The 23630-nt window shown below is 72.5% G+C and carries 24 protein-coding genes; 13 read left to right on the plus strand and 11 right to left on the minus strand.

Annotated elements, in window-relative coordinates; all coding sequences use genetic code 11:
• Positions 1-187: 187 nt before the first annotated feature.
• Positions 188-568 (plus strand): hypothetical protein, encoded by a 381-nt coding sequence (locus ACF059_RS04230; protein ID WP_392051083.1) that lies wholly within the window; start codon positions 188-190, stop codon positions 566-568.
• Between the two features lie 19 nt (positions 569-587).
• On the opposite strand, the gene ACF059_RS04235 is transcribed toward ACF059_RS04230, so the two are convergent.
• Together ACF059_RS04235 and ACF059_RS04240 are read right to left on the minus strand one after the other, a co-directional pair.
• Positions 588-1517: a hypothetical protein gene (locus ACF059_RS04235; RefSeq protein WP_392051086.1), complete on the minus strand. Its 930-nt coding sequence runs from the start codon at positions 1515-1517 to the stop codon at positions 588-590.
• Between the two features lie 98 nt (positions 1518-1615).
• The gene (locus ACF059_RS04240) at positions 1616-3223 is read right to left on the minus strand and encodes a phospholipase (protein WP_392051089.1); all 1608 of its coding nucleotides are present in this window, start codon (positions 3221-3223) and stop codon (positions 1616-1618) included.
• Positions 3224-3559: 336 nt separating this feature from the next.
• Between ACF059_RS04240 and ACF059_RS04245 the strand changes: the two genes are divergently transcribed.
• Positions 3560-4255, plus strand: coding sequence for a DUF4232 domain-containing protein (locus ACF059_RS04245; protein WP_392051092.1), 696 nt, complete (start codon positions 3560-3562; stop codon positions 4253-4255).
• Between the two features lie 139 nt (positions 4256-4394).
• Here ACF059_RS04245 and ACF059_RS04250 read toward each other — a convergent pair whose 3' ends face one another.
• Both ACF059_RS04250 and ACF059_RS04255 read right to left on the minus strand, forming a co-directional pair.
• Positions 4395-4700, minus strand: coding sequence for a protealysin inhibitor emfourin (locus ACF059_RS04250; RefSeq protein WP_392051094.1), 306 nt, complete (start codon positions 4698-4700; stop codon positions 4395-4397).
• A 58-nt stretch (positions 4701-4758) separates the two neighbouring features.
• On the minus strand, positions 4759-5970 hold the full coding sequence (locus ACF059_RS04255; protein WP_392051097.1) for a M4 family metallopeptidase: 1212 nt from the start codon (positions 5968-5970) through the stop codon (positions 4759-4761).
• A 467-nt stretch (positions 5971-6437) separates the two neighbouring features.
• Between ACF059_RS04255 and ACF059_RS04260 the strand changes: the two genes are divergently transcribed.
• The 4 genes from ACF059_RS04260 to ACF059_RS04275 all read left to right on the plus strand — a co-directional run bounded on the left by ACF059_RS04260 (position 6438) and on the right by ACF059_RS04275 (position 9557).
• Positions 6438-8390: a M20/M25/M40 family metallo-hydrolase gene (locus ACF059_RS04260; RefSeq protein WP_392051100.1), complete on the plus strand. Its 1953-nt coding sequence runs from the start codon at positions 6438-6440 to the stop codon at positions 8388-8390.
• Between the two features lie 155 nt (positions 8391-8545).
• Entirely contained in the window at positions 8546-8977 is a 432-nt protein-coding gene (locus tag ACF059_RS04265) for a phage holin family protein (protein ID WP_366865254.1), read from the plus strand.
• Positions 8974-9294 carry a hypothetical protein gene (locus ACF059_RS04270; RefSeq protein ID WP_392051103.1) on the plus strand — a complete coding sequence of 107 codons (321 nt, stop codon included), beginning with the start codon at positions 8974-8976 and terminating at the stop codon, positions 9292-9294. The genes ACF059_RS04265 and ACF059_RS04270 overlap by 4 nt, the downstream gene beginning before the upstream one ends.
• Entirely contained in the window at positions 9291-9557 is a 267-nt protein-coding gene (locus ACF059_RS04275; protein WP_392051106.1) for a DUF4235 domain-containing protein, read from the plus strand. Before ACF059_RS04270 ends, ACF059_RS04275 begins: the two co-directional genes overlap by 4 nt.
• A gap of 54 nt (positions 9558-9611) precedes the next feature.
• On the opposite strand, the gene ACF059_RS04280 is transcribed toward ACF059_RS04275, so the two are convergent.
• The 3 genes from ACF059_RS04280 to ACF059_RS04290 form a co-directional block, all read right to left on the minus strand.
• Positions 9612-10076: a hypothetical protein gene (locus ACF059_RS04280; protein ID WP_392051109.1), complete on the minus strand. Its 465-nt coding sequence runs from the start codon at positions 10074-10076 to the stop codon at positions 9612-9614.
• 132 nt (positions 10077-10208) lie between these two features.
• Positions 10209-11198: an NAD-dependent epimerase/dehydratase family protein gene (locus ACF059_RS04285; RefSeq protein WP_366865491.1), complete on the minus strand. Its 990-nt coding sequence runs from the start codon at positions 11196-11198 to the stop codon at positions 10209-10211.
• A gap of 172 nt (positions 11199-11370) precedes the next feature.
• Positions 11371-11877 (minus strand): DUF5709 domain-containing protein, encoded by a 507-nt coding sequence (locus ACF059_RS04290; protein WP_392051111.1) that lies wholly within the window; start codon positions 11875-11877, stop codon positions 11371-11373.
• A gap of 206 nt (positions 11878-12083) precedes the next feature.
• Here ACF059_RS04290 and ACF059_RS04295 point away from each other — a divergent pair, with 206 nt between their 5' ends.
• Positions 12084-12983: an oxygenase MpaB family protein gene (locus ACF059_RS04295; protein ID WP_392051114.1), complete on the plus strand. Its 900-nt coding sequence runs from the start codon at positions 12084-12086 to the stop codon at positions 12981-12983.
• Between the two features lie 83 nt (positions 12984-13066).
• Here ACF059_RS04295 and ACF059_RS04300 read toward each other — a convergent pair whose 3' ends face one another.
• The gene (locus ACF059_RS04300) at positions 13067-14587 is read right to left on the minus strand and encodes a serine hydrolase (RefSeq protein ID WP_392051116.1); all 1521 of its coding nucleotides are present in this window, start codon (positions 14585-14587) and stop codon (positions 13067-13069) included.
• Positions 14588-14803: 216 nt separating this feature from the next.
• Here ACF059_RS04300 and ACF059_RS04305 point away from each other — a divergent pair, with 216 nt between their 5' ends.
• Positions 14804-15226 (plus strand): CBS domain-containing protein, encoded by a 423-nt coding sequence (locus tag ACF059_RS04305; RefSeq protein ID WP_392051119.1) that lies wholly within the window; start codon positions 14804-14806, stop codon positions 15224-15226.
• A 193-nt stretch (positions 15227-15419) separates the two neighbouring features.
• A complete protein-coding gene (locus ACF059_RS04310) occupies positions 15420-15869 on the plus strand; it encodes an SRPBCC family protein (RefSeq protein WP_392051122.1) in 450 nt (149 codons plus the stop codon).
• Positions 15870-15974: 105 nt separating this feature from the next.
• Here ACF059_RS04310 and ACF059_RS04315 read toward each other — a convergent pair whose 3' ends face one another.
• Positions 15975-16358, minus strand: a complete 384-nt coding sequence (locus ACF059_RS04315; RefSeq protein WP_392051125.1) for a VOC family protein — start codon at positions 16356-16358, stop codon at positions 15975-15977.
• Positions 16359-16588: 230 nt separating this feature from the next.
• On the opposite strand from ACF059_RS04315, the gene ACF059_RS04320 reads away from it, so the two are divergent.
• Positions 16589-17440, plus strand: a complete 852-nt coding sequence (locus ACF059_RS04320; RefSeq protein ID WP_392051127.1) for an MBL fold metallo-hydrolase — start codon at positions 16589-16591, stop codon at positions 17438-17440.
• Between the two features lie 109 nt (positions 17441-17549).
• On the opposite strand, the gene ACF059_RS04325 is transcribed toward ACF059_RS04320, so the two are convergent.
• Positions 17550-19562, minus strand: coding sequence for an MFS transporter (locus ACF059_RS04325; RefSeq protein WP_392051130.1), 2013 nt, complete (start codon positions 19560-19562; stop codon positions 17550-17552).
• 341 nt (positions 19563-19903) lie between these two features.
• Between ACF059_RS04325 and ACF059_RS04330 the strand changes: the two genes are divergently transcribed.
• The 3 genes from ACF059_RS04330 (at position 19904) to ACF059_RS04340 (ending at position 23007) form a co-directional block, all read left to right on the plus strand.
• Positions 19904-21025 carry a nucleotide disphospho-sugar-binding domain-containing protein gene (locus ACF059_RS04330; protein ID WP_392051133.1) on the plus strand — a complete coding sequence of 374 codons (1122 nt, stop codon included), beginning with the start codon at positions 19904-19906 and terminating at the stop codon, positions 21023-21025.
• A 147-nt stretch (positions 21026-21172) separates the two neighbouring features.
• Positions 21173-22120 (plus strand): NAD-dependent epimerase/dehydratase family protein, encoded by a 948-nt coding sequence (locus tag ACF059_RS04335; protein WP_392051138.1) that lies wholly within the window; start codon positions 21173-21175, stop codon positions 22118-22120.
• A 14-nt stretch (positions 22121-22134) separates the two neighbouring features.
• Positions 22135-23007: an aldo/keto reductase gene (locus ACF059_RS04340; protein WP_392051140.1), complete on the plus strand. Its 873-nt coding sequence runs from the start codon at positions 22135-22137 to the stop codon at positions 23005-23007.
• Here ACF059_RS04340 and ACF059_RS04345 read toward each other — a convergent pair.
• The gene (locus ACF059_RS04345; RefSeq protein WP_392053046.1) at positions 22967-23602 is read right to left on the minus strand and encodes a TetR/AcrR family transcriptional regulator; all 636 of its coding nucleotides are present in this window, start codon (positions 23600-23602) and stop codon (positions 22967-22969) included. The genes ACF059_RS04340 and ACF059_RS04345 overlap by 41 nt on opposite strands.
• Positions 23603-23630: the final 28 nt, after the last annotated feature.

Here is a 23630-nt window from a genome sequence, read left to right on the forward strand (position 1 = left end):
AATGCGGGCCTAATCACATTGGGGGTGTTTGTGTTGCCGACCCCCCGGGGTCGTGGGTGGCGGCGGAACCCCAGCCGGGGCACGCCACACCGGACACAGGGACACCGCCCCGCACCGCACCAACCACCACCCCGCCCGCCCGAGCCCTTGGAAACAGCATCCGCCCATCCGACCCGGAAGGTTCTTCGTGGAGTTCTGGCAGTGTTCCCCGTCCGACGTCACGGTCCCTCAGCTGGACCTCGACCCCTACCGGTTTCCCGGCGCCGACACCCTCAGGCCCCCGGCCGGTGAGGCCTCGCCGCTGGACCGCCCGGGTGATACGGACCGGCAACTGCCCCTCAGCGGCGAAGAGGGTGGACGGGCAGCCGACCGGGAGGCATCCGATCCCCGGCTCGTCTGGCCCCTGCGGCCCGCGGACCGGCGGCGGTTGGACCTGCACGCGGCACTGACCTCCGCAGGCATCGCGCCCCAGCCCGGTGACCTGGAAGCCATCCACACGCTCGCCTCGCTCGACGACACGACCAACGCGGCCCTCGTGCGGTGGATCACCCTCACCTCTGTTCTCTGAGGGTGGCCCGCGCCGGGGTTCACGCCTCGTCGCCGGTGAGCTTCTCCGCCTTCCGCGCCGCCGCATCCGCCCGCGCCCGTGCCTTCGCAGCGGCTCGCCCGGCTTCCCGGTGACGGGCGAGCGCTTCGGTACTGGCCGCGCGTGCCGCCCGTAGGCGCTCCTTCGCGGCGCGTACGTCCTCCTCGGCCTCGGTGACGGCAGCGGCCGCGCGGTCCACCAGCTCCTGGCCGGCGGCCTGCGCGGCTTCGAGCCGTTCCGCCTCGGCCAGGGCCTCGGCCAGCTCCGCCCGGGCCGCCTCCACGCGCTTCCGGTGTGCCTGCGCCGCCCGCTCGTCCGCTCGCGGTTCCGGCGCGGGGGGCGGTACGCGCGCCGCAGTCGACCCCGGAGGGCCCGTAGGCTCCGCAGCCTCCGTAGGCCTCGTGCGCCGGACGGCCTGCGGTGGGCGAGGGGGCGCGGCTCCGGGCTGCGGTTCCAGCCCGGCGAACCCGAGCACCGGGTCGGGGGTCTTCCCCAGCCGGCCCTCCCTCCACTGCGCGGCGACCTCCGCATCGGCGAGGACCGTGTGCAGGATCTGCTCGACTTCGCGCAGCACCGCTTCGCTCACCGGCCGGCCCGCTTCGGCGGCGAGGGCCGACGCCGTGCGCGCGAGCCGGCCGATCACCACGTGCTGATCGTGTGACAGCTTCCGCAGCGGTTCGGGGTCCAGCGTCCGGTGCGCGGTACGCAGCGCCTCGCCGAGCTCGACGAGGCGCTGGGCCTCGTCCGGCCTGGCCCGCGCGAGCAACCCGGCGGTCCACGCCGCGACGGTCGGCTTGCGCAGCCGGGTGATCGCGGTGGCCAGCTGCCGGTCACCTGCCGTGCGCGCCCGGGCGGCGTACGTGTCCCGGGCCGCGGTGAACTCCGACGGGTGCAGCCCGTACAGCTCCACCGTCACCGACTCGACGTCCATGCCCGGAAGTCTCCCGCCCCGGTCGCCGCGCGGCCGGTACCCCGTACCCGACCGCGCGTCGGGCCCCGGCCGCGCGTCGGCCGGCCAAGGCCGGGTGATCAGCCCTGGCAGAGGCCGCGGGAGTAGTCGTACGTCGCGGTGGCCTGGGAGTACCGCCACTGCGGGTCGAGCAGGCCGCTCTTCAGCTGTGCGGCCGCGGCCGGGCTCTCGACGACGTACCCGAAGTCCTGAAGCCACGACGGGTACAGGTTCTTGGAGCCGATGTAGAAGGCCGATCCGTCGACCGAGACCAGCTTGTGGTGCTGGGCGTACGGCTTGCCGTCCGCCCAGGTCGGCTGGTCGGACGCGCGGAAGGTCGCCAGCTGGAGGTTCTGGCACAGGGCCGTCCGTGCCCGGCCGCCGTCACCGGTCAGCGCCGTCAGCCGGCCGCGCAGGGCGTCGCTGACCTCGGAGAGCGACTTGATCTGCGAGTAGCCGCCGCTGCCGATGGCGCCGCGGTTCGCCGGGTCGCTCACGACGATGCGGACCTTCACGCCGGAGACGAGCTTGGCGGCGAGGGCGTCGTAGAGGCGGACGTCGTAGCGGGGCAGCGGCGGGCAGGTGGCGTGCACGTCCTGCTGGGAGATCTCGATGTGCGAGGTCGCGCTGGAGACGAGAGCGCGCAGGGCGCTCTCCTCCGGATTGACGGTGTCGTAGTCGCGGTCGGCGTTGGTGTAGTCGTGCACTCCTATCCCGCACTTGGTGTCGCCGGCCGTGGGCAGGGTGGGGCGGAAGGACGAGGTGGGGTCGTTCTGGCGGATGCCCACGCCGAGGCCGCCGACGGCGAGCGCGGGCACGTTCCCGCCGCCCTCCGGGGAGGCGGGGCGGGGCAGGGACGGCATGCAGTCCGCGCCGGGCGAGGCGGCGAACCAGACCGAGGTCCAGCTGCTCTTGTTGCGACAGGTCCAGTCCCATAGGGAGTCCAGGTAGCGGCCCCCGGAGGCGGCTGCGGGCCCGGACAGGGCGAGGTCGACGTCGCTCACCGGGTGGGAGGTGTCGAGGTAGTCGTCCTTCCAGCTGTTGATGCCGCCGGTGATCACCGAACTGCCGTCGACCACGACCAGCTTGGAGTGGTTCCAGGAGAACGCGGTCTTCGAGGTGGTCATCGAGGCGACGTTGAGGGTGATGTGGGCCGCGGCGGCCGGGCCCAGCTTCGCGAGCAGCTCGTCGCGGTAGGACGACGGGATCACCGTGGAGTGGTAGAGGGGCGCGGCGCCCACCAGGATGCGCACCTTGAGCCGGTTGCCCTTCTCGGCGGATTCCCTGAGGCCCGCGACGATCGCCTCCTGGTAGCCGCCGTTGGGGAAGGGCGCCAGGGTGGATATGTCCACCGTCTGGCGGGCTCCGGCGATGTCCTGGCGCATCTTCTCCAGGAGTCGGCGCGATCCGGGCCGGTCGGCGCACGTGGCGTCGCCCCAGCAGCCGGGGGTCTGGAGCAGCCAGTCGGAGCCCCCGGGCGTGGAGGAGCCGAGCCGGTTGTCGGAGGTGCGCTCCCAGAGCGAGCCCTCCAGGCCCGGAGAGACCTGACGCAGGGTCTGCTCGACCGAGTCCAGGTGGGGGGTGGGCGCAGCCGCGGCGTACGCGGGGGCGGTGAGGGTGAGGAGGGAGAGGCCGAGTGCGAGGGCCGAGGTGCGGACGAGGGCCGTCGGACGGACGGTGCGTGCCAATGTGGTTCCTTGAACTGGGGGGTGGCTCGGGCCGGAGCGTGGTCGGCCACGCCTCCGACCTTGATCAACTCCCGCAAGTTACCAGCACGTAGCACCCCGTTCGCCCGGCTCGGGCGAGTTCCGGCCACGCGAAACGGAACCGCCCGCCGGACGGAGCGCGGAGCCGGTACGAGGGGCAGAACCGGGGGTCGACCCGGTCCGGCGCCGCCCTCACGACGGAACGGTGACCGCCACATGAGCGAGGTGTAACGATCCTCGTGGGGGCGTGAATACGCGGCCGGGGCGGGCATCCTGTCGGCACCGATTCCAGCACATCAGCAGCCACGGGGGCTCGTGATGCGTACGCTCCGCCAGACCACCCATGCCCGGACGCTCGGCGCCCTGGGCCTCGCCGCCACCGCACTCCTGACCGCCGCGGCCTGCGGGCCGAGCGACGACAAGGCCGGCCCGACCGCACCGCCGACGGCCTCCGCCTTCCCCTCCGGGACGCCTTCCGTGGCCCCGTCCGCCTCCCCGTCCGCGTCGGCCGTCCCCTCGACATCGGAGCCGGGCCGGCCGGGCGAGGCCGAGGGGGACTCGACGGGCATCGACGGCAACTGCCCCGGCGACTACACCGAGGTGAAGGTGGAGTGGGCCGTGCCCCCCACCAAGGACGACTCGAAACTCCTGCTGACGGTCACCAACACCGGCACCAAGCCGTGCCGGCTGAAGACCCATCCGGTCCTCCGGCTGAAGGACGGTCACGGCCGGCTGGTGGCGGTCTTCGAGAACTCGAAGCCGCAGAAGGAGGTGACCCTGGCCCCGGGCCAGGAGGCGTACGCGGGCCTGCTCCTGCGGCAGGGCGGCAAGGACGCCGGCTCCCTCGTGAAGACCATGGCACTCGCGCCGCACGGTCAGCGACCCGACCACAACACGGGCGAGGGCGTGCTGCTGCAGATGCCGAGGAGCGGCGTGTACGTGGACGACAAGGCCCGTGTGACGTACTGGAACAGCAGCTCGGAGGCCGCCGTGTCGCCGCTGTTCGTCCGCTGACGAGCCGGTCCGAACCGCTACGAGCCGGTGCGAGCCCGTCACGGACCCTCGTGCGCAGTGGCTCGACCCGCCTCGGCCGGAGAACTGATGCGCGTACGAGGCGATGGGCGCGCGGGGCCCGCACCGGACCTCGCGCGCGTCACCGCTGGTCCACGTGTTGCCGGAGCCACGCGAGGAGAGCCGCGAACGCGGGTGTCATGGAGGCGTCCGACTGCTTGAGGACCGTCCGGCGGCCGCCTTCCTCCTCCACCGTGATGGTGTAGCTCATCGCGTCCCTGGCCCGGCCGGGCTCATCCACCGTGGGCGCCGAGGCGGCCGCCGCCACCAGCCGCACCAGTTCCTCGGCGGCGGTCTCCGACAGGGAATCCGTGTCCAGTGCCTCGGGCGGACGGGCGAGGTCGACCGCCGCCGCCAGTCCGCCGTGTGTCGCCAGGCTCACCTTCATCGCGCGCGACCTCGCTACGCCCGGCCGAGGCGGATCGGCTGACACCGAGGTCGGGTGGTCACCTGGCCCCCTTCAGCGCGGCCACGTCCTTGGCCAGCCCCGCCACCTTGGCGCCCAACTCCGAGACCTGCCTGGACAGGGCGGCCAGACCGTCCTGCCGGCCCACGCCACCGTTGCCCTCGGCCGCAAGGCTCCGTGCCCGGGCGACCCCGCTCGGCACGGCCCTGACGGGTACCTCCACCTCCTGCCACGCCGCCTGCACGGCGGACTGCTCGGCACTGCCGACGCCGAACAGCTCGCCGGCCTTGTGGAAGGTGGTGTCCGCGAAGTCCTGGAACAGGGCTTCCGCGCTGGACGCCTTGAGCGCTTCGTACCAGATGAGCCCGGCAGCCTCCCAGGCGAATCCGCCGATGGCCACGGCTGTGAGGAAGAACGCCTTGTTCGGAATGCCGGAGTTGAAGTGCACTCCTCCGAAATCCCCTTCCTCGGTGTCGGGCAGGTGGATGAACCTGCTCATACGGTCGGGCTGGGCGTCCTTCCCGAACTGCGGGTTGTTGAACGCATGCCCCGGGGCCTTCATCGACCGCAGGGCGTCGGCGCCGATGCCCGGTGTCCACACGTCAGCCCCGATCAGCCAGTCCGCTTCCTCGGCCGACTGCTTCAGCGACCACTGCTTGACCAGGGACCCGAAGACGTCCGACATCGACTCGTTCAGGGCACCGGACTGACGGTGGTATTCGAATCCGGAGGTGTGATCGGTGACTCCGTGCGTCAGCTCGTGGGCGATCACTTCGAGGGATCCGGTGAGGTTGCCGAACTTCCTTCCGTCCCCGTCGCCGAAGACCATCTGCTGTCCGTCCCAGAACGCGTTGTTGAACTTCACGCCGAAGTGAACGTACCCGTCCATACGCATCCCGTGGCCGTCGATCGAGTCGCGCTGGAAGACCTCCTTGTAGAAGTCGCGCGTCAGGCCGAGTCCTTCGAATGCCCGGTTGACGGAATCATCCGCGGACTCCGGTCCGTCTTCCGGCCTGGTCAGCACAGCGAAGGGGAGGAACGTCCCCTGTTCGCAGTCGAAGACGGTGCGTCGGCCGTTTCCCGGTGCGGCGACACCGGCGAAGGACGCGCGGACCGCTCGCTCACCGCGCAGGCGAGCGGTGGTCAGCATGGTGTCCAAGGCGGCCTGGCGCACCTCGCTGTCTTCGCTCTCCAGAAGTCTCTTGAGAAGGTACGGGGGGATGATGCAGTTGAGTCGGTTGGTCCTGCTCATGGGACACCTCAGGCAGAGATGGTTCGTACGGTGCGAGGCGCCGGGGCGCAGCGGTGTACGGGCCCGGACCCTCGGAGAAGACTTCGCCGACTCGCACACGGACGGCGCATGCCCAACGGATGGGCGCGGCAGCGGGAGAAGTGTCGGCGCCGACCAGCACCGTTCACACCGGCGGGGGCACACTGACAGCACCAGTCTCCGGCCACCCGTAGCCGTCGGCAAGCGCAGCACACCGCCGGCGAGGCACCGCGAACTGCCCCGGGGACGCGAGCTCAAGGCGGCCGGGGCCGGCCTCGTCCTCGTCGTGCGGGAACACCGTGGCGGACAGACGATGAAGGGGGGAACCCCGGTTCAGCGTGCACGGGTGCGGGTCACGCCCAGGGACGACGCTACGGAATTCCCACTCCCCCGGCATCGCCCCTGTGGGCCGTTCAACTGTGCGCCGTTCAACCATCGGAGGCGCCGAGATGACCACGCTCTTCTTCGACATCGGGGCGACGCTGGCGGATCCCCTCTTCGAGGCCGACGGATCGTTGCGCCTGCGGCCTCGCCCGCGTGCCGTCCGGGTTCTCGACGCCTTCACCGGGGAACGCACGGGCATCATCTCCGACCCGGGCACCGCACAGGATGCGGTCGCGCGGGCCACGGCAGCGCTCCACGAGGCGTTTCCGGGCCGGTTCACGGACGACCACCTCATCCACTTCGGGCCCAAGACGAGCCGCGCGATCTTCGACAAGGCGGTGACGAGCAGCGGCGGTCCGGCCGACGCCTGCGTCTTCGTAGGGGAGAACCACGACGAGCGCGCGTTCGCCCGCAAGGCGGGCATGCGCGTCGCCGCCCACCCCGTCTTCACCCGGGCCGCCATCGAGAACCGCCCCGTCTTCTGGACGAGGATCGAGCTTCCGGAGGGCCAGGGCCTGGCCGCGCTGGCGGCCGTGGCGGACGGCGCCGAGGTCGTTCCCGTGCACGTCGCCTCCCCTGGGCTCGTACTCGCCATGGCGAGCGCACTCGGCGTGGAGGCTCTCCAGCAGGGCGGGTTCACGACCGACGTACGGGGGCCGGTCGAGGACACGGCCGCCTTCCTGGTCCGGGACGACCGCGCGGTCCCGTTCCCCGACGCCTTCGCGGGCGCCTCGGAGGAATCCAGGACGGTGACCGAAGGGGCGATGCGCGCCGCGGCCGCGTTCTGCTTCGCCGCCGGCGAGCTGACCGGCTACCCGCGGCCGATCGCGTCGCTCGGGCCGGCGCCCGGCGGTGTGTACGTCGCGGCGCCCGCCGGCGTCCCGATCGAGGACGTGCACCCGCAGGGCGCCAAGCCGGGGCACACGGAGATCCTGCTCCCGGACCCGGCCCTCCTGTCGCGCCCCGGGGAGGCGGGCCCCCAGTCATTCGCCGGGGCCGCGGCCGACGGCCTGGCGGGAATGGGCGACGGTCTCCCTTCCGCCGAGACGATCGCGGCCGTACGGGCGGCCGTGACGCCCGAGGCGCTGCGCGCGCACGTCGCGCGCATCTCCGGCGTCGAGCCGCTGTTCCCCGGCGGTCCGCTGAAGGTACGCAGCCGTGACGCGGCGAGCGCCGACAACGGGCTCGTGGTGGACGCGCTGGTCCAGCACTTCCAGGGCCTCGGGCTCGTGGTCCGACGGCACGCGTTCACGTGGCGGGGCCACCAGTTGTTCAACGTGGAAGCGGAACACCACGTCGAGGGGGCCGACTCCGCCGTCCTCATCACCGGGCATCTGGACTCGACGGCCAAGGGCGGCCGGTTCGTCGATGCGAACGGCGACCCGCGCCCCTACGACCCCGCAGTGGATCCGGCCCCCGGCGCGGACGACGACGGGAGCGGCACCGCGGCGGTCATGGCCGCGGCGCAATGCCTGCACGCGCTCGTCGAGGACGGCAGGGAGCCGACGCGGCACGTGCGCTTCGTCCTGTTCAACGCCGAGGAGCAGGCACTGTTCGGCAGCAAGCGCTACACCCTCGCCGCCGCGGCGGCGGACGACCGCATCGCGGGCGTCTTCCAGATGGACATGATCGCCGGTCTGCAGGACGGCAGCGCCCCCACGGTGGAGATCCATGCCGGCTCCTCGGTCCCCGGCCCGGTCGTGGCCGCCTCCGACGCCCTGGGCGGCCTGGTCGCGCGTACCCTCCCGGCCCTCGCCCCCGGCTTCGCGATTCAACAGCTCACGGGGCCCGGCGACCCGGCCATCGGCCGCAGCGACCACGCGAGCTTCCACGAGCGGGGATGGCCGGCCATAGCCGTCTCCGAAGACCTCTTCGGCCCGCACGAGGGACCTGGGACCGGCACCCGCCAGTACCACACCCCCGGCGACACCCTCCTCGACGAGGACCACGACCCGCAGTACGCCGCCGCGATCGCCCGCTCGGTCACCGCGACCGCCCTGACCTTCGCGGGTCTCTAGGTGTGTCGTGTGGATGACGCCGGGCGCGCGGCGCCGGGCCCCGCGCGCGGCCGGATTGGGCCTCAGGAGGGTGGGCAGGCGCTCAGCGACAGCCCTCGCTGCGAAGGCTGGACCTGCAGGAAGGCGACGTAGGAGCAGGAAGGCAGGTGAAGGGGATGGAACACGCTGTCCACAACGGGCACCACAACGGCCACCCGAAGGGCCGGGACGAATCGGTGGCCGTGCTCGTGTCGAAGGCGTCCCAGCAGGTGTCGCAGCTGGTACGGGACGAGTTGCGTCTCGCACAGGCGGAAATGACCGACAAGGGCAAACGCTTCGGCCTCGGCGGGGGCATGCTCGGCGGCGCGGCCGTGGTGACGCTCCTGGCCCTGCAGGCCCTGGTGGCCGCGGCGATCGCGGCCCTCGCTCTGGTCGTGCCCCTCTGGGGCGCCGCGCTGATCGCGGCCGGGGGCCTGCTGGTGATCGCCGCCGCACTGGGCGGCCTCGGCAAGAAGAAGGTCGGCCAGGCCGGTCCGCCGATACCCGGGCAGGCCATCGAGAGCGTGCGGGCCGACATCGCCGAGATCAAGGAAAGGGTGCACCGATGAGCAGGACGCACTCGTCGGCAGGACCGCAAGGGGACACCGCGCATCTGCGGGCGACCGTCGAGGATTCCCGGGCCGAACTGGGCCGGACCCTCCAGGCGCTCGCCGCCAAGACGGACCTCAAGGGCCAGATGCGCGAGAAGGCCGTCGCGGCCACGTACCAGGCACGCGAGCAGGCAGCCGTCGCGACACACCGCGTGGGCCGGACGGCCTCCCGGACCTTCCGGCGCGAGGGGTGGCTCGTCGCCGTGGCCGCGGGGTGCATCGTCTGGCTGGTGGCGCGGCAGGCCCGAGGGCCCGGAGGACGGAGGTCCCGGTGAAGGCATCGAAGATCGCGTACAAGCCCGTCGGCCTGGCGCTCGGCGCCACCGGCGGCGTCCTGGCCGGTGCCGTGTTCAAGCAGATCTGGCAGCGGCTCGGTCACGAGCAGGACGCGCCGAACGCCACCGACGAGGACCGGTCCTGGCGGGAGATCCTCATCGCCGCCGCCTTGCAGGGGGCCGTGTTCGCCGCCATCAAGGCCCTGATCGACCGCAGCGGCGCCGTGGCCGTCAAGCGGCTCACGGGCACCTGGCCCGCCTGAAAGGCGGAGCACGCTCGGCCGGCCGGGTCCCGGTGGGGCTCGGCCGGCCGCCTGTCATGCGGAGCGGATCAGCAGGTCGACCTCCTTCTCCTGGTCTCCCGCCACCGTCCCGCGTTCGTCGACCGCGAAGGCGTCCTTGAGCGCGGCCACGACCCGGTCGACGGCGCGCGGGCCGCCTTGCAGGCCGACGAGGACGGTTCCGTCCAGGGAGACGCCGTCCTGGGGGGCCGTCCGCGCCGACCCGGACGCCGTTTCCGCCGCCTTCTCCGCCGCGTTCTCCGCCGCGTTCACCGTCGTGCACCACACGGTGGCCTTCCCGTGCGGGCCCGGTTCGACCGCCACGCCCTCGGCAGCGGACACCGGAAAGGCCCGCTCCAACACGTCCAGCAGGACCCGGGCGGCCTCTTCCGAGCAGTGGGCGGCCGTCACCACCACGTCCGCCGCAGACGACTGCTCCGGTGCGCCGGCGTCACCCGCCTCGCCAGCCGTCTCTTCCGTTCCGCTGGGGCTTCCGGGCATGACGGGGCTCCTTCTCGGGATACGTGTACGTCCACTGGTGCGTACGCGGGCTCACCGTCATGCTGCGAGGCCGTACGGGTTCCCGCACCCCGGATCCGCCACATGGCACCGTCGGCCCCGGCACACCACCCGTCAGGCGGCCAGCGGCGCGGTGGCCATCCCCGCACCCTCGCGCAGGCCCGTCAGGAACTCCTCCACCGCTTCGACCGCCGAGTGCCGGGGCTGCCACGCGAGCTCGGCACGGGCGCGCGCGGCATCCATCAGGGGAAGGCGCAGCACGGCGTCGAACAGGTCGGGAGAGGCGGGGACCAGGTGGAGCCGCCACGCGGCGGCCAGCGCCGCCCGTACGGGGGCGGTGGGGAAGGTGAACCGGCGGGCGTGCAGGATGCCCGCCAGGGCTTCCGCGTCGAGGGGCGGGTCCGCGGCCAGGTTGAAGGGCCCCTGCACGTTCCGCGTGGCGGCCGCCAGGTAGGCGGATGCGGCATCGTCCGTGTGGAGGGCCTGGAAGCACAGGCCGGTCAGGTCGGGGACCGCCGGGATCATGCCGGGGCGCAGCAGCCAGCTGGGCAGGAACCGGCCCGCGAAGATCCTCCGCTGTTCCGACGCGGAGGTGCGCTTGAACAGGAAGGCCGGCCGCATGCGGACCACCCGCACCTCGGGGTGGGACCGCTCGTAGGCGTCGAGGACGCGTTCCAGGTAGGCCTTCTCCCGGGTGTACGCGGCCTGGGGCCAGCCGTGGGTGGGCCAGGACTCGTCGACCGCGCGGTCCTTGGGGCCGGGCGAGTACGCACCGACGGAGGAGGCGTGGATCAGAGCCGGTACCCCCGCGGTGGCCACCGCCTCGAAGACGCGCACACTGCCGAGGACGTTGGTCTGCCACGTCTGGGCCGGATGGTGGGTCGGCTGGAACATCCACGCCAGGTGGATGACCGCGTCGGCTCCGGCGAGCAGGGGCACCAGGTCCGGGGCGTCCCGCCCGATGTCGACGGCCGCCCAGGACGTCTTCGCCGGGTGCCACTGCGGGATCCGGCGGGCCAGGCCGAGGACGGAGCCCACGGCCGGACTGTCGGCGCACGCCTGCACCACGCTGGTTCCGACGTTGCCGGTGGCGCCGACGACCACGATCCGCAGACCGTCGCGGCCGCCGTCACCGCCGGGGGCACCGTGACCGTCGTGGCCGGGCTGCGCGGATCCGGAGCGGTTCATGGCTGGTCCTTTCGCTTCGGGTGCGTACATGGCGACGGCCGTGCCCCGGTCCCGTCCCGGACGGGACCGGGGTCGTCCGAGCCGCCGCTCACGCCTCGTCCTGTGCGTCCCGGCTCGCCGCGTCCTCCTCGGGAACGCCGGGTTCGTCTTCGGAGAGCGGGAGCTCTTCCATCGTGTGGACGGCGGCCTCCTCCGCCGACGCCGCGCCTCCGTCGATCCCGACGTCGCGGGCCAGTACGGAAATGTGGCGCTGCGGAGCCGGATCCGCGACGGGGGCCAGGCGGCCGGCCCGCTCCTCCCCCGCCAGCAGGGGGTCGCCGGCCTCGTCGGACGCCTCGTCGTCCCGCGCGGACACGTCGGGTACCTCCCGCGCGAGCCGCTCGTCCAACGTCTCGCCCGTGCGCTGTTCGTCGGCCGTCGTGCCCCTCTCGTCGACCGCCAGGGGACGGTCGGGCGGTACGTACGCGGTGTCGAGCTGGTCGTCGAGTCCCGGCTCGTCCAGGGTGTTCTCCAGGTCGGGCTGGGCCTCGGCGGGCTCGTCCGCTTCCTGCGGCTGGTAGACGTCGTCGCCGTAGGACTCGTCGGCGCTGCTCATCAGGTGCTCCGATCGTTCGGGGTCAGCGGGCCGCTCGCTCGCGGGCGCGGAGTCCCGTACGGACCCTGGTACGGGAATCTCGTACGGGCCCGTCCGCGGGCGGCCGCGGCGTACCTCCTCGTACGGGAAGGCGCCTGCCCCTCGCCGGACCTCTCAATCCCGCCGGGGGCCTGTGCCCGGGTTCGGGCCGGGCGCATACTGGGCCCATGACACGGGGGACGACGGCCGTCCAGCGGATCAGGCGGCAAGCGGGCGAGGCGATCTTCCTGCGCGTGGCGGGGCCCGAGGGGCCGCGCAACCGCGAGCGGATCCACTGTGCTCCGGGAACGCGCTGGTTCGCACCGGGAGCGCCGGTGCGGCAGGTCCACGGGGACGCGTCGATGTTCGTCGGCGGCCTGTCCGCGCTGCTCCTGCAGTCTCTGCACCCCGTCGCGATGGCGGCCGTGGCGGCGCACTCCGGATACCGCGGCGACCCGTGGGGGCGCCTACAGCGCACCAGCACCTTCCTGGCGGTCACCACCTTCGGCACGAGCAGCGACGCCGAGAAGGCCGTGGCGCGCGTCCGGGAGGTGCACGCCCGTGTGCGGGGCCGGACGGCCGAGGGCGTACCGTACCGGGCCGACGACCCCGAGCTGCTGACGTGGGTGCACGTCGCCGAGGCGTACTGCTTCCTGTGGGCCCACCAGCGGTACGGCAGGCAGCCGTTGGACGCGGCGGGCCGCGACGCGTACCTCGCCGACACGGCGCGGGTGGCCCGGGCCCTGGGGGCGGACCGGCCGCCGGAGAACGAGCACGAACTGGGGCTGCGGATCGCCGAGTACCGGCCCTCCCTGCGGCCGACGGCGGCTTCCCGTGACACCGCCCGCTTCCTGCTGAGCGACCCGCCGCTGCCGGGGGCCGCCCGGCTGCCGTACACGCTGCTGGCGGTGGCGGCCGTGGACCTGCTGCCGCCATGGGCGCGGTCGGCCGTGGCCACCGGCTCGGCCGGCGCGGCGGCGGCGGCGCGCATACCGCCGCCGGCCGCCCACGCCGGTGGTCATGCCGTGACCAGGGCGATCCGCTGGGCCCTGCCCCCGGCTCCCCGGCCGGCGCAGCCCGCCGAGTGACGCAGCGGCGTTCGGCTGAGCCGCCCTTGGCTGCCCTCGTCGCTTCGACTCGGCTGCCTTGGCTGCCCTTGACCTCGGCTGCCTCAGCTGCCCTTGTCGAAGGTGCCGAGGCCGTTGGCGTCCAGGTACTCCACCCGCATCCTGCCGTCGGTGAAGGTCACCCCGGTGCGGCCGATGGCGTTCTCGCCGACGGTCTCGAAGCTGAAGGTGTCCCCGTCGTAGTGGGTGAGGGGGAAGGCCATCGGCTTCGGTCCCAGGCGCAGCACCAGGCCGCCGCCCTGGCCGGCCTCGACACTGGCCCGGCCGTAGTACGGGTTGGTGTACGTACCGGTGTACGCGCTGTCCTCGCGGGCGGGCTTCGGGTCCGCGGGCGGCTTGGCGAAGTCCGTCTTCGAGCGGCCCTCTCCGAGCTGCTGCTTGTAGGCCTCGCCTACGACCGGCAGCCAGTCCCGGCTGGGCTTGCCGTACTCGGCGGTGTCGAAGAAGTTGAGGGCGACGGTGTCGGGGAGACCCGTGGGGGCGCCGTTGGTGAGCACCACGATGGCGAGCTTCTCGGCGGGGACCACCATGACGCTGGTGTTGGTGCCGAGGGCGAAGGCGCCGGCGTGGCTCAGCCGCAGGCGGCCGTGGTCGTCGTAGCGCACGTTCCAGCCCAGGCCGTAGTAGCCGGGCTGGGTGTTCGGTGCGGTGGGCGGCTGGCTGATGATGTGCGGGAGGTGGGTCTCGGCCAGGCCGGCGCTGTTGACGACCTGCTTGCCGTCGATCTTTCCGCCGCCCAGCTGGAGACGCAGCCAGCGGGCCATGTCCCGGGCGTTGGAGCTGACGCCGCCGGCCGCGGTCTGCGCGTCGGCGTCGCGGACGTAGCGCGGCTTCCAGGTGCCGTCGTCGGTCTTGACGTGGGTCAGCGCGCGGTCGGCCGCCTTCTCGAAGTCGCTGAAGCGGGAGCTGGTGTGCGTCATCCCGGCGGGCTTGTACAGCAGGTCCTCGGAGAGCTTGTCCCAGGGCACGCCCTTGGCCTTGGCGACGGCCTCGGCGGCCGCGGTGAAGCCGAAGTTCGTGTAGGCGTAGCTGGTGCGGAACGCGCCGAGCGGCTCGTCGCGCAGGTGGGACAGGATGTACGACTGGTCGTAGCCCAGGTCCTCAAGGAGGTCGCCCGCGTGGTCCGGCAGGCCCGCGCGGTGGGAGAGCAGGTCGGCCGCGGTGACGTGCGAGCTGACCCAGGGGTCCTTGAGGGTGACGCCCTTGAGCGGGGCGTCGAAGCCGTCGGCGCCGAGGGCCTGGGCCAGCACGGTGGAGGCCACCGGTTTGGAGACCGAGGCGAGCTGGAAGACGGTGTCCGGGCCGACCTTCTCGCCCGGAGCGGCGGTGCTGCGGACACCGAAGCCCTTGAGGTAGACGACCTTGTCGTCGTGGACCACGGCCACGGAGACACCGGGCACCCCGGTGCGCCGCATGCCGTCCCGCACCTGCGCGTCCAGGGTGTCCAGGGCCTTCGCCACGTCCAAGCCCCCGGGGCTCGGCGACGGTGCGGCGGCGACGGTCCCGGCCGCCAAGGCGAGCCCGGCGACCACGGTCAGCCCCCTGCGCTTGCTGTAGCGTCGCATGGGTCCATTGAACGCCGCTCCCGCGTCGGGCGCCTGGGGAGGCCCGGGGCGGCGGGGACGCGCCTCTGGCCGGGCCCTTTGCGCACGTCGCGGGCAGCGCTTACCGCTCGCGCGGGCTGGGTAGGCGTCGAGTGGGATCCATGTCCAGGAGTGGGATCCGCTTCCCGTGGACCCGTTCCGTTCCCAGTGGATCCGTAGTCAGCCGTGGGAGGATCCATGACGCGGCGCGTCCATGAGGTGATGACCGGCAATCCGGTGACGGTCGAGAAGCTGACGGCGCTGTCGGAGGCCGCTCGCTTGATGCGCGACGCCGGCATCGGGGACGTCCTGGTCGTCGACGAGGGGCGGTTGTGCGGCATCCTGACCGACCGGGACCTGGTCGTACGGGCCATGGCCGAGGGCAAGGATCCCGCCGACACGACCGTGTATGCCATCTGCAGCACCGACATCGTCACCGTGAAGCCCAGTGACGACGTCGACCAGGCCATCGATCTGATGCGCCGGAACGCCCTGAGGCGCCTGCCGGTGCAGACCGAGGACGGCGAACTCGTCGGCGTCGTCACCCTCGGCGACCTCACGGTCGAACGGGATCCCGGCTCGGCTTTCGCGGCCATCGCCGCGGCCGAGCCGAACGCCTGACGCTCCCTGTCCGCCGGAGCCGCGACTGCTGGGGGGCCGCCTGGTCCGGGAAGTGGCCTCGTTCGGGGAATCACCGGCGGGTAGCCGGGGCAGGGGCGCGGCGAGCGGGCACGGATGGGGTGCCCCGCGGAAGCCGGAGCGGCCTCGGGCCGCCCGGCTCGCCGCTCACCACCTGGATCAGAGGAGTCAGCAGATGTCGCAGGTCGAGGAATCCATCGAGGTCAGCGTCCCCGTCCGTACGGCGTATGACCAGTGGACTCAGTTCGAGACGTTCCCGCAGTTCATGGACGGTGTCGAGAGGATCGAGCAACGTACGGACACGCTCACGCACTGGGTGACGAAGATCGGTGGCGTGGAGCGGGAATTCGACGCCGAGATCACCGAACAGATCCCCGACCGGAAGGTCGCCTGGGTGACCATCGGAGGCGAGACCGACCAGTCGGGACTGGTGACGTTCCAGCCCATCGATCCCTCCCACACCCAGGTCACGCTCAAGATGGACTTCGACCCCGAGGGGCTGGCGGAGAACATCGGTGACAAGCTCGGCTTCGTGGACCGGCAGGTCAAGGGTGACCTGAAGCGCTTCAAGCACTTCATCGAGGACCGCGGCTCGGCCACAGGAGAATGGCGCGGCGAGGTCTGACCCGCCGGGGGCCGGCTCTGCGGCGGGCCCCCGGCGGCCGCTACGGCGGCCCGCCGCCACGTCGTACGTGGATCACACGTGGATCACACGTGGGTCATACGTGCGTCAGAGGGGCCGGAGCCGGGCGTGCAGGAGGCAGAATTCGTTGCCTTCCGGGTCGGCCAGGACGTGCCAGTCCTCAGCACCGGTCTGGCCGATGTCGACGGGCTTGGCGCCGAGGGCGAGCAGCCGCTCCAACTCGGCGTCCTGGTCGCGGTCGGTGGCGTTGACGTCGATGTGCAGTCGCAGCTTCCCGACCCGCGGGTCGCTGCTGGGGCTGAGGACGAGGGTGGGCAGAGGGCCACCGGATCCCACCCCTGGCGGCCCGATCTCGATGCTTCCGTCGGGCTCCCGGCCGAGCTCCACGTATCCGAGGACCCGGCTCCAGAACGCGGCGAGGCCTTCGGGATCGGCGCAGTCGATGACGAGCTCACTGATGCGGCATGCCATGCCCGTCAGTGTACGTGGGCACCCGAGAGCCGCCCGGGTCGATCGTCGGCCGATGATCCGTCGACCGACACCGTCAACCGGCCGCATCCGGGGCTCGGTTGCCCCTGAGCGCACCGAGCCGGTGAGCGGCCGGGCCGCAGCCGGTACCCCTCCGCGTTTGACGGCGGCACGGTGCGGGGCTGCACTGGATGCATGGACGCTGCGGTGACTCCGTCCTAGGGAGAGCAGCGATGACAACCGTGGACAGCTTCAACCTTCTACAGCCGTACAAGATCGCCGAGGAGACGTTCGTCATCCCGTGGGCCCTAGAGGCGCCGCCGGTCGGCCACTTCCCGATGAACTCGATGGTGATCCGGGGAGCCGAACCGGTCCTCGTGGACACGGGGGCGCCCGCCGTGCGCTCCCAGTGGCTGGAGGCCGCCTGGTCCGTCGTGGACCCGCTGGACGTACGGTGGATCTTCCTCACCCACGACGACCGCGACCACGCCGGCAACCTCCTGGCCGTTCTCGCGGCCTGCCCGAACGCGACCCTGCTGACGACCTGGTTCTCCATCGGCCGCATGGCGGAGGAGTGGGAGACTCCCGTCAACCGGTGCCGGTTCATGATCGACGGCGACACGATCGACGCGGGTGACCGCACCCTGGTCGCCAAGCGACCACCCCTGTACGACAACCCCACGACCCGCGCTCTCTTCGACGCGAAGACCAACGTCCTGTGGTCCGTCGACACCTTCGCCACGAACGTGCCGACCCCCATGCCGGAAATGGCCGCGCTGTCACCGGAGGAGTTCCGGGACGGCCAGTTCTTCGGGGGACGCCTGGTCTCTCCCTGGGCCGCTCTGCTGGACTCCGAGAAGTTCGGGACGGTCGTCAGGGACTTCCAGCACCTGAACGCCGAGGTCATCGCCGGCTGCCACTGCCCGGTCCTTCGCGGCCCGCAGATCCCCGAGGCGTACGACCTCCTCCGCCAGCTCCCCGGCATCCCGCCGTGGACGGAGTTCACGCAGGCCGACCTGGACCAGTGGATGGCGATGGCCGAGAGCTCGGTCCCGCCGGAGCAGCCGCGGCCGTCGGCGACGTGACGTGAAGGCCTGCCCGTCCCGGGCGCGGGATCGAGCCCGGGACTGAGCCTGCTCGGCCGGACAGCGGCTCGCGGTGGCCGGGCTGGGCAGTGGCCGGGCTGGGCAGTGGCTAGTAGTAGATGTAGCCCAGGCTCATGAGCAGGGCGACGACGCCGGCGTTGGCCAGGGCCGTTGCGAGGAAGTACCCGATGTGAGCCTGGGTCCTGACACCGGAGGGCGAAGCCAGGGCGCCCGTCGCCCTGGTCTGCCACCACACGAAGGCCGCGAGCAGGACCCCGGCCGCCGGAAGCACGACGACGTTGCCCGTGTGCGGAAGGGCCCCACTGACCACGGCGATCCCGGCCGCGCCGAGCAGCACCCCGGGGCCGTTGAACGGAACGCCGATGCGCCCCTGGCGGTCGTGGACCAGGCGCGCCACCGCGACCAGGGCGACCGCGGCGAAGGGGATCGCGGCGTGCAGGCACGCACGCCAGCCCAGGTTGAGGTTGAGGTGGATCCACCAGATCGTGAGCAGGCCGAGTGCCGGGCTGCAGCCGGCGATCGCGGCGTAGATCCCGAATGCCTTGCGGCGTTCCTGCGCGTCGGTGAAGGAGAGGGAGACGAGGACGGGTGCGGAGGTGGAGACCATCGCCGCGAAAGCGCCTTGTAGAGCGCGGCCCGTGATCCACAGGCCGGAGGTCGGCGCCAGGCCGGTGAGGGCGGCGCTCGCCGCGAATCCCAGCAAGCCGACCATCAGCATCCTCTTGCGGCCCATGAGGTCGGCGATGCGGGCGCCGAACAGCATCAACCCGAGGAAGGCCAGGACGTAGGGGATGGACATGAGGTCCAGGTAGACGGTGGACGTCACCCGCACGCCGTGGAACGGCATGTCCAGAGCGCTGTAGGCACCTCCCCAGACCATCGCCATGCTGGAGAACGCCGCGTCGAACAGCACCACCACCTGGGCCAGAGCGAGCGCCACCAGGCCCCACCAGCGCCGGGGCAGGGGCGCCTCCGGGCCCGGCAGGTGCGCCGGGGACGTACCCGCGCCCCAGGGCTCGGGCCGCGCGGTCGGCAAGGGCGGCGCGCCGAAGCCGGGAGCGGCGCCGAAGCCGGGGGCCGCGCCGGAGTGCGCGGCCGCGGTCGGGGCGTAGGCGGGCGGCGGGGGCGTGGGCCGGGCGAGCGGGGTGCGGGGGTCCGGCCGCACACTGGCGGCGCCCGCGGGGCCTGCGCCTGCGGGGCCTGCGGGGGCGTAGTCCAGCAAGTGCGCGGCGCGGCGGCCGAGTTGTGCCAGCACCGCTCCCGGCAGCCACTCTCCGGCTTCGCCGGTCGCCGTGCGCGAGGCCACCTCGTGCGGAGTGGGCCGCTTGCTCGGGTCCTTGTCCAGGCACGCGCCCACGAGGTCGACGAGCGAGTCCGGAACGCCGGTCAGGTCCGCCTCCTCCTCCGCGACCCGGAAGAGGTGGGCGTTCAGACCGGTGTCCGTGGCGCCGAAGAGGAGGCGGCCGGTGGAGGCGTACACCAGGAGCGCGCCCAGGCAGAACACGTCGGACGCCGGGGTGAGTTCGATGCCGCGCACCTGCTCCGGCGACATGAACCCGGGCGAGCCGATCAGCATGCCGGTGCGGGTGTGCAGGCTGTCTCCGGCCAGGGTGTCCATCGCCCGTGCGATGCCGAAGTCGATGACACGGGGGCCGTCGACGGTGATGAGGACGTTGGACGGCTTGAGGTCGCGGTGGATCAGGCCCGCCCCGTGCACGGCTTGCAGGGCGAGGGCGAGGCGGTTGGCGAGGGTGCGGACCGACGGTTCGGGCAACGGCCCGAAGTCCTGGGCCACGACGGTGGTCAGGTCGGGCCCCGGTATGTACTGGGTCGCCACCCACGGCACGGCGGCCTCGGTGTCGGCGTCCAGGACGTCGGCGGTCCAGGCTCCGCCCACCTGCCGGGCCGCGGCGACCTCGCGGGCGAACCGCCTGCGGAACTCGGGGTGTTGGGCGTGTTCGGCCTGGACGACCTTGACGGCGACCGTACGTCCCAGGTCGGAACGGCCCAGGTAGACCAGGCCCATCCCGCCCGCGCCGAGGCGGGCGATCAGGCGGTACGGGCCGATGTACGCGGGGTCCGCCCCCGTCAGTTGTTCCACGGTGGAGGTCAGCCCTTCGGGTTCCGGTCGTCCGCACCGCGCTGCGGGGTGCGGGCCGCGGAGGTGCTCGGGGGTTCCAGGCACGGGCTCGGAGGTTCCAAGAACAGTTCGTCGTCGGCCATGCGGTGCGTTCCCCCCAGGATGAATGCGGAGGTCTCACGGTAGAACACGGAGGGAAGGCGCCGATGTGGATTCCCGGGACCAGCACACGAGCCAGAATGTCCGATTATCGATCCTGAGGGGGGAACACAGCGTCTGTCCCCGTCAGTTCACCGAGGGAAACCCGGGGGCAGGCCCGCACGACTCGTCCTCGGTCGGCAGAACGACGGCAAGGAGACCCCGTGCGCATCCTCTTCACCGGACCCCCCGCGGCCGGCCACCTCTTCCCGATGATCCCGACCGCACAGGCCTTACGCGCCGCCGGCCACGAGGTGCTGTTCGCGTGTTCGCAGCCGCTGAACCGGCTCCGCGAGGCCGGTTTCCCGATCGTCGAGATAGGCGACGGCCGCAGCATCCGCGACGTGTTCGAGGAGTCGACCGGCGAGGAGGTGCGTTACGTCTCCCCCGACACGAGCACGGACGAGATCCTCGACCGGGCGGCCCGCGTCTTCGCGCTCGTCTCCCGCTCCACCGTGGACGGTCTGATGGAGGCCGCCGACAGCTGGCGCGCCGACCTCCTGGTCTACGACTCCTTCCAGGCCTCCGCCGCGCTCGTCGCGGCGAAGCTCAAGATCCCCTCGGTGATCCAGAACTTCGGCGTCACCTCCGGTCTCCAGATGGTGGGCCGGCTCGCCGCGAACTTCACCGAGGCGTACGAGACGTACGGGGTCGCGGGCCCCGCCGAGCCCACCGCGCTGGACATCGTCCCCGCTTCGCTCGGCGGCGACCCGGGCGGCCTGCGGATGCGCTACGTCCCGTACAACGGCGGTGGCATCGTCCCGGCCGGGCTGCTGCGGCGTGGCACCCGCCCGCGCGTCGCCGTGACCCTGGGCACCGTGCTCACGGAGATCGACGGCGTCCGCGCCATCGCCCGCCTGATCGAGGCCGCCGCCTCGGTGGACGCCGAATTCCTGCTCGCCGTCGGTGACGCCGACCTCGCCCCGCTGGGCACCCTGCCGGACAACGTCCGCCCGCTGCCCTGGGTTCCGCTCGCCGAGCTGCTGACCGCCTCGGACGCGCTGATCCACCACGGCGGCTCCGGCACCATGCTCACCGCGCTGCAGGCCGGTCTCCCCCAGCTGCTCCTCCCCCAGGGCGCCGACCACTTCACCAACGCCTCCGCCCTCACCGCGACCGGCGCGGCGGTGAGCTCCGCCTCCGACGACGTCGACGACGCCCTCCTCACCCGTCTCACCACCGACCCGGCTCTGCGCGAGGCGGCCGCCCGCCTGCGGGCGGAGAACGCCGCGCTGCCCAGCCCGGCCGAGACGGTCCCCGCCCTGGAGGCCCTGGCCGCCTCCTAGAGCGGCCCTGCCCGCCGGATCCCCCACGGTGCTCGTCCCGTTCCGGGGTGGGGGGTCCGGCGGGCCGACGCGTCGCCAGTTCTCCTTCATACGCCTTCAGTGAGACGGCACTTCTGCTGATGACGCCGGGTGCCCAGGATGGGGGGCATGCAAAGGGTCTGTGTCATCGGCGGAAGCCGTTACTTCGGAAAACTCCTCGTGAAGCGCCTGCTGGCAGCCGGGCACCACGTCACCGTGATCAACCGCGGCTCCCTCCGGCCGCCGAGCGGCGCCGAGCACCTCGTCGTCGACCGCAACGACGAGGCCGCCCTGCGGGCCGCGCTCGGCGCCCGTACCTTCGACGTCGTCGTCGACCAGGTCTGCTACACCCCCGTGCAGGCCGCGATCGCCGCCCGCGCCTTCGCCGGCCGCACCCCGCGCTACGTCATGACGTCCACGATCGAGGTCTACGACCCCGCGACCGCCGCGCTGCCGGCCGTCGCGCCGGGCACGCCGGTACCGGAGGAGTGCGTGGATCCGGCCACCTGGCCGGTGACCACGGAGCTTCCCTGGCACGACGGCGCGTACCTCGACGCGCACTACGCCGAGGGCAAACGCCAGGCGGAGGCCGTCCTCACCCGCGCCGGCGGCTTCGCGTTCACCTCCGTACGCAGCGCGCACGTACTCGGCGGCGGCGCGCAGGAGTTCACCGGCCGGCTCGCGCACTACGTAGAGCGCATCACCCGGGGGGCGGAGCTCGCTGTGCACGCGGGGGCGCTGGCGACGGTGTTCATCCACTACGAGGAGCTGGCGGACCTGCTGCTGTGGGCGGCCGCGGCGGACTTCACCGGTCCGGTGAACGCCTGCTCCGACGGTCCGCTCGACGTGTACGGCCTCGCCTCGGTCATCGCCGCGCAGGCCGGGCGGGAGCCGGTCTACCGGGTCGTGGGGGCGGGCGAGGAGGCTTCACCGTTCTCCTTCGACCGTCACTACGCGATGAGCAACGCCCGGGCGAAGGGGCTGGGCTTCCTCTTCTCCCGCTCCACGGACTGGCTGCCCGGCGCCGTGGCCGAAGCCACCGCAGCCCTCACCACCACGCCGTCCCCCACCACCTGAGGAACCGACCCACGATGCAGTACCGCACCCTCGCGGACACCACCGTCAGCGCCATCGGCCTGGGCGCCATGCCGCTGTCGATCGAGCACCGCCCGGACGAGGCGCGGGCCATCGCCACCGTCCACGCCGCGCTCGACGCCGGTGTCACGCTCATCGACACCGCCGACAGCTACCACTGGCACGCCGGCGAAGTGGGCCACAACGAGTCGCTGATCGCCCGCGCCCTGGCCCGGTACGGCGGCGACACCTCCGGCGTCCTGGTGGCGACCAAGGGTGGCCGCGGCCGCCCCGGCGACGGCCGCTGGACCGTCAACGCCGCCCCCGCCCACCTCAAGCGAGCCGCCGAGGCCTCGGCACGGCGTCTGGGTGTCGACGCGATCGGCCTGTACCAGCTGCACAAGCCGGATCCCGCCGTGCCCTGGTCGGACTCCGTGGGCGCGCTGCGCGAGCTGCTCGACGCCGGCACCATCCGCGCCGCGGGCATCTCCAACGTCACCACGTCGCAGATCCTCGAAGCCCACGCGATCCTCGGCGACGGGCTCGTCTCCGTGCAGAACCAGTACTCCCCCGCCGTACGCGACAGCGAGCCCGAGCTACGGCTGAGTGCGCGGCTGGGCCTGGCCTTCCTGCCCTGGAGCCCCCTGGGAGGCATCTCGCGCAGCTCGCTCGACGGCCCCTCGGGCCCCACCTCGGCGGGCACACCCTTCCACCACATCGCGGCCGAACGCGGCGTCAGCCCGCAGCAGGTCGCCCTCGCGTGGCTGCTCGCCCGCTCCCCCGCGGTGATCCCCGTACCGGGAGCGAGCCGCCCCGCCTCCATCACCGCCTCGGCCCGGGCCGCGGAGCTCACGCTGAGCCCCGAGGAACTGACGCGGCTGGATCGATGAGGGTCGCGGTGGAGGCCAGGGCGCGGGCGGTGTCGGCGAAGTACTGCTCGTCGGCGCCGGGGGCGAGGCCGAGGACGACGCCCTGCGTGAGACCGACGAACAGGGCCCTGAGCGCGGTGACCAGCCGCTGCGCCTGATGCGAGGTCACGACGTCCCCGTCGTGTGGCCTGCCGGTGAACAAGGCGACCAGGTGGTTCTCCTGTGCCCGGACGGACGCGGCGAGCTGGGAACCGAGCTCGGGGTCGTGCAGGGCCATGTCCAGCAGGGTGATCTGCAGCGACAGGGTCGAGGTGGCGGTCGGGGCGTCACAGCTGCGCCGGTAGTACCGGGCGAAGGCTTCAACTGCGTCGAGCAGTTCCATTTCTGCGGGAATCGCCTGCTCGATCTCTGCGTAGTGCGGCCGCAGGTAGTCGGTGACCAGGGCGGCCACCAGGCCGCCCTTGCTGCCGAACAGGGAGTAGACGGCGCCGGTCGTCAGTCCGGCCTGCTCGGCGATCTCGTCCAGCCTGGCGCGGTGTCCATCCCGGGAGACGACGTGGAAGGCGGCGTCCAGCAGGGCGCGGCGGTTGCGTTCCTTGGTCTCGGCTCTCGTCATTCTCATAATTCCATTATTCTAGTAACGA

It is taken from the genome of Streptomyces sp. NPDC016562 (assembly GCF_043076955.1).
GTDB lineage: Bacteria > Actinomycetota > Actinomycetes > Streptomycetales > Streptomycetaceae > Streptomyces.

Excerpts from the sequence above, each read along its gene's own strand:
- ACF059_RS04235 (WP_392051086.1), bottom strand. The coding sequence starts at position 1,517 with ATGGACGTCGAGTCGGTGACGGTGGAGCTGTACGGGCTGCACCCGTCG.
- ACF059_RS04245 (WP_392051092.1), top strand. The coding sequence starts at position 3,560 with ATGCGTACGCTCCGCCAGACCACCCATGCCCGGACGCTCGGCGCCCTG.
- ACF059_RS04250 (WP_392051094.1), bottom strand. The coding sequence starts at position 4,700 with ATGAAGGTGAGCCTGGCGACACACGGCGGACTGGCGGCGGCGGTCGAC.
- ACF059_RS04255 (WP_392051097.1), bottom strand. The coding sequence starts at position 5,970 with ATGAGCAGGACCAACCGACTCAACTGCATCATCCCCCCGTACCTTCTC.
- ACF059_RS04260 (WP_392051100.1), top strand. The coding sequence starts at position 6,438 with ATGACCACGCTCTTCTTCGACATCGGGGCGACGCTGGCGGATCCCCTC.
- ACF059_RS04265 (WP_366865254.1), top strand. The coding sequence starts at position 8,546 with ATGGAACACGCTGTCCACAACGGGCACCACAACGGCCACCCGAAGGGC.
- ACF059_RS04270 (WP_392051103.1), top strand. The coding sequence starts at position 8,974 with ATGAGCAGGACGCACTCGTCGGCAGGACCGCAAGGGGACACCGCGCAT.
- ACF059_RS04280 (WP_392051109.1), bottom strand. The coding sequence starts at position 10,076 with ATGCCCGGAAGCCCCAGCGGAACGGAAGAGACGGCTGGCGAGGCGGGT.
- ACF059_RS04290 (WP_392051111.1), bottom strand. The coding sequence starts at position 11,877 with ATGAGCAGCGCCGACGAGTCCTACGGCGACGACGTCTACCAGCCGCAG.
- ACF059_RS04295 (WP_392051114.1), top strand. The coding sequence starts at position 12,084 with ATGACACGGGGGACGACGGCCGTCCAGCGGATCAGGCGGCAAGCGGGC.
- ACF059_RS04300 (WP_392051116.1), bottom strand. The coding sequence starts at position 14,587 with ATGCGACGCTACAGCAAGCGCAGGGGGCTGACCGTGGTCGCCGGGCTC.
- ACF059_RS04305 (WP_392051119.1), top strand. The coding sequence starts at position 14,804 with ATGACGCGGCGCGTCCATGAGGTGATGACCGGCAATCCGGTGACGGTC.
- ACF059_RS04310 (WP_392051122.1), top strand. The coding sequence starts at position 15,420 with ATGTCGCAGGTCGAGGAATCCATCGAGGTCAGCGTCCCCGTCCGTACG.
- ACF059_RS04315 (WP_392051125.1), bottom strand. The coding sequence starts at position 16,358 with ATGGCATGCCGCATCAGTGAGCTCGTCATCGACTGCGCCGATCCCGAA.
- ACF059_RS04320 (WP_392051127.1), top strand. The coding sequence starts at position 16,589 with ATGACAACCGTGGACAGCTTCAACCTTCTACAGCCGTACAAGATCGCC.
- ACF059_RS04335 (WP_392051138.1), top strand. The coding sequence starts at position 21,173 with ATGCAAAGGGTCTGTGTCATCGGCGGAAGCCGTTACTTCGGAAAACTC.
- ACF059_RS04340 (WP_392051140.1), top strand. The coding sequence starts at position 22,135 with ATGCAGTACCGCACCCTCGCGGACACCACCGTCAGCGCCATCGGCCTG.
- ACF059_RS04345 (WP_392053046.1), bottom strand. The coding sequence starts at position 23,602 with ATGACGAGAGCCGAGACCAAGGAACGCAACCGCCGCGCCCTGCTGGAC.